At 62.1% G+C, this 13,436-nt stretch carries 9 protein-coding genes and 1 tRNA gene; all 10 read right to left on the reverse strand.

Annotation, left to right across the window (positions count from 1 at the left end):
• Positions 1–67 precede the first annotated feature (67 nt).
• Positions 68–4,264 carry a DNA-directed RNA polymerase subunit beta' gene (gene rpoC, locus EJ075_RS29285; RefSeq protein WP_126106705.1) on the reverse strand — a complete coding sequence of 1,399 codons (4,197 nt, stop codon included), beginning with the start codon at positions 4,262–4,264 and terminating at the stop codon, positions 68–70.
• A gap of 184 nt (positions 4,265–4,448) precedes the next feature.
• Entirely contained in the window at positions 4,449–8,585 is a 4,137-nt protein-coding gene (rpoB, locus tag EJ075_RS29290) for a DNA-directed RNA polymerase subunit beta (protein WP_095488824.1), read from the reverse strand.
• A 253-nt stretch (positions 8,586–8,838) separates the two neighbouring features.
• Positions 8,839–9,216, reverse strand: a complete 378-nt coding sequence (gene rplL, locus EJ075_RS29295) for a 50S ribosomal protein L7/L12 (RefSeq protein ID WP_023680442.1) — start codon at positions 9,214–9,216, stop codon at positions 8,839–8,841.
• Positions 9,217–9,270: 54 nt separating this feature from the next.
• Entirely contained in the window at positions 9,271–9,789 is a 519-nt protein-coding gene (gene rplJ / locus EJ075_RS29300) for a 50S ribosomal protein L10 (RefSeq protein ID WP_126106706.1), read from the reverse strand.
• A gap of 395 nt (positions 9,790–10,184) precedes the next feature.
• Positions 10,185–10,883 carry a 50S ribosomal protein L1 gene (rplA, locus tag EJ075_RS29305; RefSeq protein WP_095488825.1) on the reverse strand — a complete coding sequence of 233 codons (699 nt, stop codon included), beginning with the start codon at positions 10,881–10,883 and terminating at the stop codon, positions 10,185–10,187.
• Between the two features lie 4 nt (positions 10,884–10,887).
• Positions 10,888–11,316: a 50S ribosomal protein L11 gene (gene rplK / locus EJ075_RS29310; RefSeq protein ID WP_023798121.1), complete on the reverse strand. Its 429-nt coding sequence runs from the start codon at positions 11,314–11,316 to the stop codon at positions 10,888–10,890.
• Between the two features lie 172 nt (positions 11,317–11,488).
• Positions 11,489–12,016 carry a transcription termination/antitermination protein NusG gene (gene nusG / locus EJ075_RS29315; protein WP_006333333.1) on the reverse strand — a complete coding sequence of 176 codons (528 nt, stop codon included), beginning with the start codon at positions 12,014–12,016 and terminating at the stop codon, positions 11,489–11,491.
• 27 nt (positions 12,017–12,043) lie between these two features.
• Complete coding sequence (gene secE / locus EJ075_RS29320) at positions 12,044–12,247, reverse strand: preprotein translocase subunit SecE (protein ID WP_029352158.1); 204 nt, start codon at positions 12,245–12,247, stop codon at positions 12,044–12,046.
• Positions 12,248–12,619: 372 nt separating this feature from the next.
• Positions 12,620–12,695 (reverse strand) — tRNA-Trp (locus EJ075_RS29325).
• A 162-nt stretch (positions 12,696–12,857) separates the two neighbouring features.
• On the reverse strand, positions 12,858–13,340 hold the full coding sequence (locus EJ075_RS29330; RefSeq protein WP_126106707.1) for a group II truncated hemoglobin: 483 nt from the start codon (positions 13,338–13,340) through the stop codon (positions 12,858–12,860).
• Between the last annotated feature and the right edge of the window lie 96 nt (positions 13,341–13,436).

Genomic DNA, 13,436 nt, shown 5'->3' on the forward strand with positions numbered 1-13,436 from the left:
CGCAACAAACAAAAAAGCCGCCGGGTTGCCCCGGCGGCTTTGTTGCCTGAGATCTGTGCCGCCGCGCTTACTGCGCGGCGTTGACCATGTCGGTCAACATCGGTTCGGCGACCTCGACGCCTGACGCCCTGCGGCGCTCGTCGATGATCAACTCGTCGCGCGAGGTGGCGATGCGCCGGATCTGGCTCATCGTGCCGCCGGTGCCGGCCGGGATCAGCCGGCCGACGATGACGTTTTCCTTCAGCCCCTGCAGCATGTCGGTCTTGCCGGCAACCGCCGCTTCGGTCAGCACCCTGGTCGTCTCCTGGAAGGAGGCGGCCGAGATGAAGGACGGCGTCTGCAGCGAGGCCTTGGTGATGCCCAAGAGCACCGGCTGGCCTTCGGCCGGCTTCTTGCCGTCCTCGACCAGGCGCTCGTTGACCTCTTCCAGCTCGATCACGTCGACGTGGTCGCCCGGAATGTAGGTCGAGTCGCCCTGGACGGTGATCTCGACCTTCTGCAGCATCTGGCGAACGATCACCTCGATGTGCTTGTCGTTGATCGACACGCCCTGCAGGCGGTAGACCTCCTGGATCTCGTTGACGAGGTAGGACGCAAGCGCCTCCACGCCCTTGATCGCCAGGATGTCGTGCGGCGCCGGATTGCCGTCGAGGATGTAGTCGCCCTTCTCGATGACGTCGCCGTCCTGGAGATGGAACGGCTTGCCCTTCGGGATCAGGTATTCGACCGGCTCAAGCGTCGAGTCATGTGGCTCGATGATGATGCGGCGCTTGTTCTTGTAGTCGCGGCCGAAGCGGATCGTGCCGTCGATCTCGGCGATGATGGCGTGATCCTTCGGACGGCGTGCCTCGAACAGTTCGGCAACACGCGGCAGACCGCCGGTGATGTCCTTGGTCTTGGCGCTTTCCATCGGGATACGCGCCAGCACGTCGCCGGGGCGAACCTGCGCACCCGGCTCGACCGAAAGAATGGCCTCGACCGAGAGCAGGAAGCGGGCGTCGCCGCCCTTCGACAGTTTGCCGACCTTGCCCTTGGCATCCTGGACGACGATCGCCGGCTTGAGGTCGTTGCCGCGTGGCGTCGAACGCCAGTCGATGACCTCGCGCTTGGTGATGCCGGTCGATTCGTCGGCCGTTTCCTGAACGGAAATGCCGTCGACCAGATCCTCGAACGCCACCTTGCCCTCGATCTCGGTGAGGATCGGGCGGGTATAGGGATCCCACTCGGCAACGCGCTGGCCGCGCTTCACCTTGTCGCCATCGTCCACGAAGATGCGCGAACCATAGGTGAGGCGGTGCGTGGCACGCTCCTTGCCGGCTTCGTCGAGGATCAGCACCGCCATGTTGCGGCCCATGACCATCTGCTGGCCGTCGGAGTTGCGCACCACGTTGCGGTTGCGGATCTCGACCTTGCCCTCATAGGAGGCTTCAAGGAACGAGCTATCCACCACCTGCGCAGTACCGCCCATGTGGAAGGTACGCATGGTGAGCTGGGTGCCCGGCTCGCCGATCGACTGCGCGGCGATGACGCCGACAGCCTCGCCCTGGTTGACCGGGGTGCCGCGGGCCAGATCGCGTCCGTAGCAGACCGCGCAGACACCGACCCTGACGTCGCAGGTCAGCGCCGAGCGGATGCGGACCGACTGGACGCCGGCCTTTTCGATCTCTTCGACGTCGCGTTCGTCCATCAGCGTTCCGGCCTTGACCAGAACCTCACCCGTGACCGGATGAGTGATGTCGTCGAGCGACGTGCGGCCGAGAACGCGCTGGCCGACGGAGGCGACGACCTGGCCGGCATCGACGATCGGCTGCATGGTGAGGCCCTTGTCGGTGCCGCAGTCGACGGAGTTGACGATGCAGTCCTGCGCCACGTCGACCAGACGACGGGTGAGGTAGCCCGAGTTCGCCGTCTTCAAGGCGGTGTCGGCCAGACCCTTGCGGGCGCCGTGGGTCGAGTTGAAGTACTCGAGCACGGTCAGGCCTTCCTTGAAGTTCGAGATGATCGGCGTCTCGATGATCTCACCGCTAGGCTTGGCCATCAGGCCGCGCATACCGGCAAGCTGGCGCATCTGGGTGGGCGAGCCGCGCGCACCGGAGTGCGACATCATGTAGATCGAGTTCATCGGCTTTTGACGGCCATTGTCCTCGAACTCGACCGCCTTGATGCGGGCCATCATCTCGTCGGCGACCTTTTCCGAGCACTTGGCCCAGGCGTCGACGACCTTGTTGTACTTCTCGCCCTGCGTGATCAGGCCGTCATTGTACTGCTGCTCGTATTCCTTGGCCAAAGCCTCGGTATCGGAGACCAGCTTGATCTTGGCATCCGGGATCAGCATGTCGTCCTTGCCGAACGAAATGCCGGCGCGGCAGGCGTGGCTGAAGCCGAGGGCCATGATGCGGTCGCAGAAAATGACCGTCTCCTTCTGACCGCAATGGCGGTAGACGGTGTCGATCATCTTGGAGATGTTCTTCTTGGTCATCTCCTGGTTGGCGGTCTCGTAAGGCACGTTGACATTCTTCGGCAGCAGTTCGCCGATGATCATGCGGCCAGGCGTGGTGTCATGGATCTTCGACACGACTTTGCCTTCGGCATCGACCGTGCGGAAACGACCCTTGATCTTGGAATGCAACGTCACCGCCTTGGTCTCGAGCGCATGCTGGAGTTCGCCCATGTCGGCAAACACCATGCCCTCGCCCGGCTCGTTCTGATTGACGATCGAGAGATAGTAGAGACCTAGAACCATGTCCTGCGACGGCACGATGATCGGCGCGCCGGAAGCCGGGTGCAGGATGTTGTTGGTCGACATCATCAGCACGCGGGCTTCAAGCTGTGCTTCCAGCGACAGCGGCACGTGAACCGCCATCTGGTCGCCGTCGAAGTCGGCGTTGAAGGCCGTGCAGACCAGCGGGTGAAGCTGGATCGCCTTGCCTTCGATCAGGATCGGCTCGAATGCCTGGATGCCGAGGCGGTGCAGCGTCGGCGCACGGTTCAAGAGCACCGGATGCTCGCGGATGACCTCGTCGAGGATATCCCAGACCTCCGGACGCTCCTTCTCGACCAGCTTCTTCGCCTGCTTGACAGTCGACGAGTAACCCTTGGCGTCGAGACGGGCATAGATGAAGGGCTTGAACAGTTCGAGCGCCATCTTCTTCGGCAGGCCGCACTGGTGCAGCTTGAGCTCCGGGCCGGTCACGATGACCGAGCGGCCGGAATAGTCGACGCGCTTGCCGAGCAGGTTCTGGCGGAACCGGCCCTGCTTGCCCTTGAGCATGTCGGACAGCGACTTCAGCGGGCGCTTGTTGGCGCCGGTGATAACGCGGCCGCGACGGCCGTTGTCGAACAGCGCGTCGACGGCTTCCTGCAGCATGCGCTTTTCATTGCGCACGATGATGCCGGGGGCGCGCAGCTCGATCAGCCGCTTCAGGCGGTTGTTGCGGTTGATGACGCGGCGATAGAGATCGTTGAGATCGGACGTGGCGAAACGGCCGCCGTCCAGCGGGACCAGCGGGCGCAGGTCCGGCGGGATCACCGGAACCACCTTCATGATCATCCATTCCGGACGGTTGCCGGACTCCATGAAGTTCTCGACGACCTTGAGCCGCTTCAGATACTTCTTCTGCTTCAGCTCGGACGAGGTCGAAGCCAGCTCCGAACGCAGGTCGCCGGCGATCTTCTCCAGGTCCATGCCGGCCAGAAGGTCGTGGATGGCCTCGGCGCCGATCATGGCGGTGAAGCTATCCTCGCCATATTCGTCGACGGCCATCATGTACTCTTCCTCGCTGAGGAGCTGGTGCTCCTTCAACGCGGTGAGGCCGGGCTCGGTGACGATGTAGTTCTCGAAGTAGAGAACGCGCTCAATATCCTTCAGCGTCATGTCGAGCAGCGTGCCGATACGCGACGGCAGCGACTTCAGGAACCAGATATGGGCGACGGGCGCGGCCAGCTCGATATGGCCCATGCGCTCGCGACGGACGCGCGACAGCGTGACTTCGACGCCGCACTTCTCGCAGATAACGCCCTTGTACTTCATGCGCTTGTACTTGCCGCACAGGCATTCGTAGTCCTTGATCGGACCAAAAATGCGCGCGCAGAACAGGCCGTCGCGCTCCGGCTTGAAGGTGCGGTAGTTGATGGTCTCCGGCTTCTTGATCTCGCCGAACGACCAGGACAGAATCTTCTCAGGGCTGGCGAGCGAGATCCGGATGGAATCGAACACCTGCGCAGGCGCCTGGGGATTGAAGAGATTCATGACCTCTTGGTTCATGCCGTTCTCCTTTTCGGGGTCCTCGAAAACCCCTTGCATCTAGCGCGGGCCAAACGCCCGCCGACTTGTCGGCCACCGGCCGAAGAAACTTCTTGTTTGAGCATGATCTTGGCCGAAAACCGGTAACCACTTTTCGGGATCATGCTCGGCGTCCGGTCGCGGGAGCCGCGACCGGACGTCTTGCTCACTCGGCCGCGTCGGGCAGCCGAACCGGGTTGTCGTCCAGCTTGGTGTTCTCCAGCTCGACATTGAGGCCCAGAGACCGCATTTCCTTGACGAGAACGTTGAAGCTCTCGGGAATGCCGGCCTCGAACGTATCGTCGCCTCTGACGATCGCCTCGTAGACCTTGGTGCGGCCGGCGACGTCATCCGACTTCACCGTCAGCATCTCCTGCAGCGTGTAGGCGGCGCCGTACGCTTCGAGCGCCCAGACCTCCATCTCGCCGAAGCGCTGGCCACCGAACTGCGCCTTGCCGCCCAGCGGCTGCTGGGTAACGAGCGAGTACGGCCCGATCGAACGCGCGTGGATCTTGTCGTCCACAAGATGGTGAAGCTTGAGCATATATATGTAGCCCATCGTCACCTTGCGATCGAACGGCTCGCCGGTGCGTCCGTCATAGAGCTGCGACTGACCGCTGGTGTGCAGGCCCGCCTGCTCCAGCATGATGTTGATGTCGGCCTCGTGCGCACCGTCGAACACCGGTGTCGCGATGGAGACGCCGCGACGCATCTGCTCGCTGAGGCGAACGATGCTCTCGTCGTCGTATTCGCGGATCGGCTCATTGCGGTCGTTGGCCGGCATGAAGCTCTCGAGCGTCTTGCGCAGCGGCTTGATGTCGCCGGCTGTCTTATAGGCGTCGATCAGATCGCCGATCTTCCTGCCCATTCCGGCGCAAGCCCAGCCCAGATGCGTCTCCAGGATCTGGCCGACATTCATGCGGCTCGGCACACCTAGCGGGTTGAGCACGATATCGGCATGCGTGCCGTCCTCGAGGAACGGCATGTCCTCGACCGGAACGATCCGCGACACGACACCCTTGTTGCCGTGTCGGCCGGCCATCTTGTCGCCGGGCTGCATCTTGCGCTTCACGGCCACGAAGACCTTGACCATCTTCATGACGCCGGGAGGCATCTCGTCGCCGCGCTGTACCTTCTCGACCTTGTCCATGAAGCGCTGCTCGAGCGCCTTCTTGGAATCGTCGTACTGGCCACGCAGGGCTTCCAGTTCGCTCTGGAGCTTTTCGTTCTCCACCGCAAACTGCCACCACTGCGAACGCGGATACTCGTCGAGCGTGTCCTTCGACAGTTTCGAGCCCTTCTTGAAGCCCTTCGGCCCGGCTATCGCTTCCTTGCCAACGAGAACGTCGGAAAGGCGCGAATAGACGTTGCGGTCGAGGATCGCCTGCTCGTCGTCGCGGTCCTTGGCGAGGCGTTCGATCTCCTCGCGTTCGATCGCCATGGCGCGCTCGTCCTTCTCCACACCGTGGCGGTTGAAGACACGCACTTCGACGACGGTGCCGAAGGTTCCGGGCGGCATGCGCATGGAAGTGTCACGCACGTCCGATGCCTTTTCACCGAAGATGGCGCGCAGAAGCTTTTCTTCCGGCGTCATCGGGCTTTCGCCCTTCGGCGTGATCTTGCCGACCAGGATGTCGCCCGGCTGCACTTCCGCACCGATATAGACGATGCCGGCCTCATCGAGGTTCTTCAGCGCTTCTTCCGAGACGTTGGGAATGTCGCGCGTGATTTCCTCCGGCCCGAGCTTGGTGTCGCGCGCCATGACCTCGAACTCCTCGATGTGGATCGAGGTGAAGACGTCGTCGGCGACGATGCGCTCGGACAAGAGGATCGAGTCCTCATAGTTGTAGCCATTCCACGGCATGAACGCGACCAGCACGTTGCGGCCGAGCGCCAGATCGCCGAGCTCGGTCGACGGACCGTCGGCGATGATGTCGCCCTTGTTGACCCGGTCACCCATACGCACCAGCGGGCGCTGGTTGATGCAGGTGTTCTGGTTCGAACGCTGGAACTTCATCAGCCGGTAGATGTCGACGCCCGACTTGCCGGGATCGAGATCTTCCGTAGCGCGGATGACGATACGCGTCGCGTCCACCTGGTCGACGATGCCGCCGCGGCGGGCGCCGATGGCGGCGCCCGAGTCACGGGCGACGATCGGCTCCATGCCGGTGCCGACAAACGGCGCTTCGGCGCGCACCAGCGGCACGGCCTGACGCTGCATGTTCGAGCCCATCAGGGCGCGGTTGGCGTCGTCGTTCTCGAGGAACGGGATCAGGGCCGCGGCCACCGACACCATCTGCTTCGGCGACACGTCCATCAGATCGACGTTTTCGCGCGGCGCCATCATCACTTCGCCGGCGTTGCGGCAAATGACGAATTCGTCGACGAAACCACCATTCTTGTCGAGCTCGGCATTGGCCTGAGCAACGTGATGCTTGGCCTCTTCCATCGCCGACAGGTAGACGACCTCATTGGTCAGCTTGCCGTTGACGATCTTGCGGTACGGGCTCTCGATGAAGCCGTACTTGTTGACGCGCGCGAAGGTGGCCAGCGAGTTGATCAGACCGATGTTCGGGCCTTCCGGCGTCTCGATCGGGCAGATGCGTCCGTAATGCGTCGGGTGCACGTCGCGCACCTCGAAGCCGGCGCGCTCGCGGGTCAGACCACCAGGTCCAAGCGCCGAGAGACGGCGCTTGTGGGTGATCTCCGACAGCGGGTTGGTCTGGTCCATGAACTGCGACAGCTGCGAGGAGCCGAAGAACTCGCGCACGGCGGCAGCCGCCGGCTTGGCGTTGATCAGGTCCTGCGGCATCACCGTGTCGATCTCGATCGAGGACATGCGTTCCTTGATCGCGCGCTCCATGCGCAGCAGCCCGACGCGGTACTGGTTCTCCATCAGCTCGCCGACCGAGCGCACGCGGCGATTGCCGAGATTGTCGATGTCGTCGATCTCGCCCTTGCCGTCGCGCAGTTCGACCAGCGTCCTGACCACGGCCAGGATGTCGTCCTTGCGCAGCACGCGCACGGTATCCTCGGCCTTGAGCTCGAGGCGCATGTTCATCTTGACGCGGCCGACGGCCGACAAATCATAGCGCTCGCTGTCAAAGAACAGCGAGTTGAACATGGCTTCGGCGGTCTCGAGCGTCGGCGGCTCGCCGGGGCGCATGACACGGTAGATGTCGAACAGCGCGTCTTGGCGGCTCTCGTTCTTGTCGACGTTGAGCGTGTTGCGGATATAGGCGCCGACATTGACGTGGTCGATGTCGAGAACCTTGATCTCATCATCGCCGGCGCTGAGAAGCACTTTCAGCGTCTTTTCATCGATCTCGTCGCCGGCTTCGAGGAAAATCTCGCCGGTCGCGTAGTTGACGATGTCCTCGGCAAGGTAGTTGCCGAGCAGATCCTCGTCGGTTGCCTTGATCGCCTTGAGACCCTTTTCGCCGAGCGCCCTGGCCTGGCGGGCAGTGATCTTCTTGCCGGCCTCGACGACGACCTCGTTGGTGTCTGCATCGACCAGGTCGCCAACGGCCTTGAGGCCGCGGAAACGCTCGACGTTGAACGGGATACGCCAATGGTCGCCGGCGCGCTTGTAGGTGATCTTGTTGTAGAAGGTCGACAGGATCTCCTCGCCGTCCATGCCGAGCGCCATCAACAGCGACGTCACCGGAATCTTGCGGCGGCGGTCGATGCGGGCGTGCACGACGTCCTTCGAGTCGAATTCGATGTCGAGCCACGAGCCGCGATAGGGGATGACGCGCGCGGCAAACAACAGCTTGCCGGACGAGTGCGACTTGCCCTTGTCATGGTCGAAGAAGACGCCCGGCGAACGGTGCATCTGCGAGACGATGACGCGCTCGGTGCCGTTGACGATGAAGGTGCCGTTCAAGGTCATGAGCGGCATGTCGCCCATGTAGACGTCCTGCTCCTTGATGTCCTTGATCGACTTGGCGCCGGTATCCTCGTCGATATCGAACACGATGAGGCGCAGCGTCACCTTGAGTGGCGCGGCGTAGGTAAGGTCGCGCTGACGGCATTCGTCAACGTCGAATTTCGGTCCTTCGAACTCGTACTTCACGAATTCCAGCATCGAGGAGCCGGAAAAGTCGGAGATCGGGAAGACCGACCTGAAAACCGCCTGCAGTCCCTCGTCAGGACGCCCGCCCTTGGGCTCCTCCACCATCAGGAACTGGTCATAGGATGCCTTCTGAACCTCGATCAGGTTCGGCATCTCCGCAACTTCCGGGATCTTTCCGAAGAATTTGCGTACGCGTCTGCGGCCATTGAAAGTTTGTGTCTGGGCCATCGTCGCTCCTTAGCTCGATTCTCGGGGCGAGCCTCGCCGCGGCTCGCCTTGCATTCTCGGCCACCTCGGCGGCGGCCTTCAATTTGTTCACCCGCCACCTGTCGGTGGCCGGCCAAAACGGGAGAAAACCCGTTTCCTGAAGGCCGGTTTACGGCCCTCAGGAAAGAGGTTTTCGTACTCTTCGCGTTACGCAGCCTCCCTTCGCGCCAAGGGAGTGGCGGACGGCGCGAAGCCGCCCGCCAATATCAAACGCTTACTTCAGTTCGACCTTGGCGCCGGCTGCTTCCAGCTGGGCCTTGAACTTGTCCGCGTCGGCCTTGGAAACAGCTTCCTTGACCGGCTTCGGAGCCGCCTCGACCAGGTCCTTGGCTTCCTTGAGGCCAAGACCAGTGATGGCGCGAACTTCCTTGATGACGTTGATCTTCTGAGCACCCGCCTCGGTGAGGACGACGTCGAATTCCGTCTTTTCCTCGACCGGAGCAGCTGCGGCCGCAGCACCGCCAGCGGCGGCAACCGCCACCGGAGCAGCTGCGGAAACGCCCCACTTTTCTTCCAGAAGCTTCGACAGCTCGGCCGCCTCAAGGACGGTCAGCTTCGAAAGGTCGTCTACGATCTTTGCCAGATCAGCCATTGCAATATTCCTTCATAAGGTTCGAACGTGTGTTTGTGATAGCGAGGAACGGCCTCATGCCGCCTCGTCCTTCCGGGCGTAAGCGCCGATGACACGCGCGACCGAAGCCGCAGGCGCATTGACGATCTGGGCGATCCGGGTTGCCGGCGTGGCGATCATGCCAACCAGCCTGCCGCGCAGCTCATCGAGCGACGGAAGTGTGGCGAGTGCCTTCACACCGTCGGCGTTGAGCGAGGTGGTGCCCATTGCGCCACCGAGAATGACGAGCTTGTCATTTCCCTTGGCGAAATCGGACGCGACCTTCGGCGCCGCAATCGGATCCTCCGAATAGGCGATCAGCGTCTGTCCCTTGAACAGGTCGATGATCGATGCGGAGTCCGTGCCCTGAAGAGCGATTTTGGCGAGACGGTTCTTCGCGACTTTGACGGTGCCACCGGCGACACGCATTTTCGACCGAAGGTCGTTCATTTGCGCGACGGTGATACCGGCGTAGTGGGCCACGACGACTGAACCTGCGCCCAAAAACGCTTCATTCAGGCCCGTGACGAGTTCGCGTTTTTCCGCTCTGTCCACTGCCTATCTCCAGTTGACCCCTGCCCTTTTCACGAGGACAGGCGTCGGGTTGCCTTTTGCCGGCCGGGCCATCCAGTAACGGATCTCCCGAACGACGCTCGAGGATCCTGCCCCCTTTCGCCACACCAGCCGGCAAGCCGAATGGTGCGCAGACAAAAGGCAAACACGGTTCGAACCTTTCATTGGAGCAGTCGCTCCGTTGTCCGGTCTTCACCCGTCTCATGCAGGCCCACATGAATTAAGGCCCCCCTTGAACTAAGGCTTGGGGCCGCCCGCAATCTCGGACAGGATGTCCGGAAGCCTTTCGACTTCCGGTACCGGACCGCCAAGATAATCGGAGGCCCGGAATTCTGTTTGCGGATCGGCCCTTTAGCGGCCGATCCAAATAGGTCGTATCAGGACGCTGCCAGCGTCGAGACGTCGAGCTTGAGGCCCGGGCCCATCGTCGAGGTGACCGACACCTTCTTGACGTAGTTGCCCTTGGCGCCAGCCGGCTTCGCCTTGTTCACTGCGTCGGCGAACGCGCGGACGTTCTCTTCCAGCGCCTTGACGTCGAACGAGATCTTGCCGACGCCGCCATGCACGATGCCGGCCTTCTCGACGCGGAACTCGACGGCGCCGCCCTTCGACGCCTTGACGGCGGCGGTGACGTCAGTGGTGACGGTGCCGACCTTCGGGTTCGGCATCATGCCGCGCGGGCCGAGCACCTTGCCCAGGCGGCCGACCAGCGGCATCATGTCCGGCGTGGCGATGCAGCGATCGAAGTCGATCGTGCCCTTCTGGACGATGTCGACCAGATCCTCGGCGCCAACGATATCGGCGCCGGCCGCCTTGGCTTCCTCGGCCTTGTCACCACGCGCGAAAACGGCGACGCGGACGGTACGGCCGGTGCCGTTCGGCAAATTGACCACGCCACGGACCATCTGGTCGGCATGGCGCGGGTCAACACCCAGGTTCATCGCGACTTCAACGGTCTCGTCGAACTTCACCGAGGACCGGTCCTTGAGCAGCTTCAGCGCATCACCCAAGGCATAGGCCTTGTTGGGATCGATGCCTTCGCGGGTCTTCGATACACGCTTTGCAATCTTTGCCATGATCTCAGCCCACCACTTCCAGACCCATCGAGCGGGCGGAGCCCTCGACCATGCGCATGGCCCCCTCGATATCGGTTGCGTTCAGATCCTTCATCTTCTGCTCGGCGATGGCGCGCACCTTGTCGCGGCCGATCGTGCCGGCCTTGACCTTGCCCGGCTCCTTCGAGCCCGACTTCAGGTTTGCGGCCTTCTTCAGGAAGTAGCTCACCGGCGGCGTCTTCATGACGAAGGTGAACGACTTGTCCTGGTAATAGGTGATCACGACCGGAACCGGCGATCCCTTTTCCATTTCCTGGGTCTGCGCGTTGAACGCCTTGCAGAACTCCATGATGTTGATGCCGCGCTGACCAAGCGCCGGTCCGATCGGGGGCGACGGCGTAGCCGAACCCGCGGAAACCTGGAGCTTGAGCTGGCCTGCAATTTTCTTAGCCATCTCTTTCCTGCCTTCATCTCATGCCGGCCCCACTATGTGGGCAACACCGGCGGTTGCAGTCTGGTGGTGCGGTTCCTGTGGCCGGCTAAAGCCGCATTCGCCTCCCACCTGTGTTGGCCGCGATTTCCACGCCGCCTCCCCTCACCGCCGAATGGGCGACAAGGATTTCGGATCAGCCCTTTTCGACCTGTCCGAATTCGAGATCGACCGGCACGGCGCGCCCGAAGATCGAAACTTCCACCTTGAGCCGCGCCCGCTCCTCGTCCACTTCCTGGACGAAACCGTTGAACGATGCGAACGGACCGTCCGAGACGCGGATCGCCTCGCCGATCTCGAAAGTGACCGACGGCTTCGGCCGCTCGACGCCTTCCTGCACCTGGTTCAGGATGCGCTGGGCCTCGGCCTCGGTGATCGGCACCGGCTTCGAGTCACCCAGGAAGCCGGTGACCTTCGGCGTGTTCTTCACGAGCGAGAACACCGCGTCGGTCAGATTGGCCTTCAGGAGCACGTAGCCCGGGAAGAACTTGCGCTCGGCATCGACCTTGCGGCCGCGCCGGATCTCGACGACCTTCTCGGTCGGCACGACGATCTGCTCGATGTCAGCGGACAGGCCTTTCTGCTTGGCCTTGTTCTCGATGTCCTCGGCGACCTTTTTTTCAAAGTTCGAATAGGCGTGGACGATGTACCACCGCGCAGTCATCTCAAGACTTCTCCGTAATCGCCGGACTTAGCGTCCAATGCCCAGAATCTGCTCGACCGCGAGGCCCATGAGCTGATCGGCGGTAAAGAAAAAGATCATCGCGATCACAGCGAACGCCAGGACCATCACCGTCGAAATCATCGTTTCGCGCCGTGACGGCCAAGTCACCTTGGCGGTCTCCGAGCGAACCTGCTGGAGAAAGACGAAAGGATTTGTGGTTTTCGAAGCCATGTGCCGCCTGTCTTCGAGACCCGTTGACCGGATCTCCTGGATGATCCCGCTGGCCGGGATGTGCCGCCTGAGTCCCGTGTTCGCGCCGAATCAGCGCAATCATTTCGCCCATGCAAATCGGACGCGTAAAGCCGGCTTCCCAGCTCCACGCGTCGCGTGTCTGTTTCGTCTACATAAAACCGATTCTTGATCCACGCAAGTGGCAAGTGTCCGCTTTATGACCAAACGCCGCCTCGGAACCATCCAGTCGTCCCGTCCCGGCTATGGCCTCTTATGCCTCAAGACAGCCTATATGGCAAGTCACCGCGCGATTTTCAAAGGACCGATGCGTGGAAGACCAGACAATTTTCATGAAATGGCCATTTCGAAAAATGGCACGGGCAGCAGGGCTCGAACCTACGACCTGCGGTTTTGGAGACCGCCGCTCTACCAACTGAGCTATGCCCGTACGTGCGCATGTCGGCGCAGCAGGCGCTTCCTAAAAGCTTCCGCGCGCGCTGTAAAGAGGGTGCGTACTGCCCTCCCTTCATCTGCGGAAATCCAAGCGTCCTCCCGGCCATTTCCCCTGATCCTTTGATTGCTCACGATCAAGCCGACCACCGCGCTCTAGTCAATTTCCAGAAGGCGGCTTGTACGGCCCGCCGGGCACGCCCCAGCCCCAGGCCGGCATCGGCTCGGTCTCGGGATCGCAGGTCTCGCCAAGGTTGGAGTTCATCTTCGCCAGCCGCGATCCCCATTCGACATAGGCCATGAAAGCCGAGCGGAATTCCGGATCGTCGGGCAGCCCGATCTCGTCGGCAGCGTCAGCGAGAAGATTGATCCAGCGGCGGCGCTGTTCTTCGCTCAGGTGCTTGCCGAGATGGTGAATCACCATCTCGCGGTGGCCGCCATGCTCCTCGCTGTAGGTCTTCGGTCCACCAAAGACCTCGCCGATGAAGGCCGCGACGTGCGCAGGATGGTCCGGCGACATGTTTTTGAACACCGGGCCGACGATGGAATCCCTAGACACCTTGTCATAGAAGGTTTGGGTCAGGCGATTCAGCGCTTCGGTGCCGCCGGCCCATTCGAACAATGTCGGGATATCCTGGCTCATTCTCGATCCTCGACTGGCGGGACAGTCACTTGCTTCGGACGATAGCGGAACTATCGAACGTTGCTCAACCTGCCTCGATGGCCAGCTTGGGCCGGC

Origin of the sequence: Mesorhizobium sp. M6A.T.Cr.TU.016.01.1.1 (assembly GCF_003952585.1) — a bacterium.
GTDB lineage: Bacteria > Pseudomonadota > Alphaproteobacteria > Rhizobiales > Rhizobiaceae > Mesorhizobium > Mesorhizobium mediterraneum.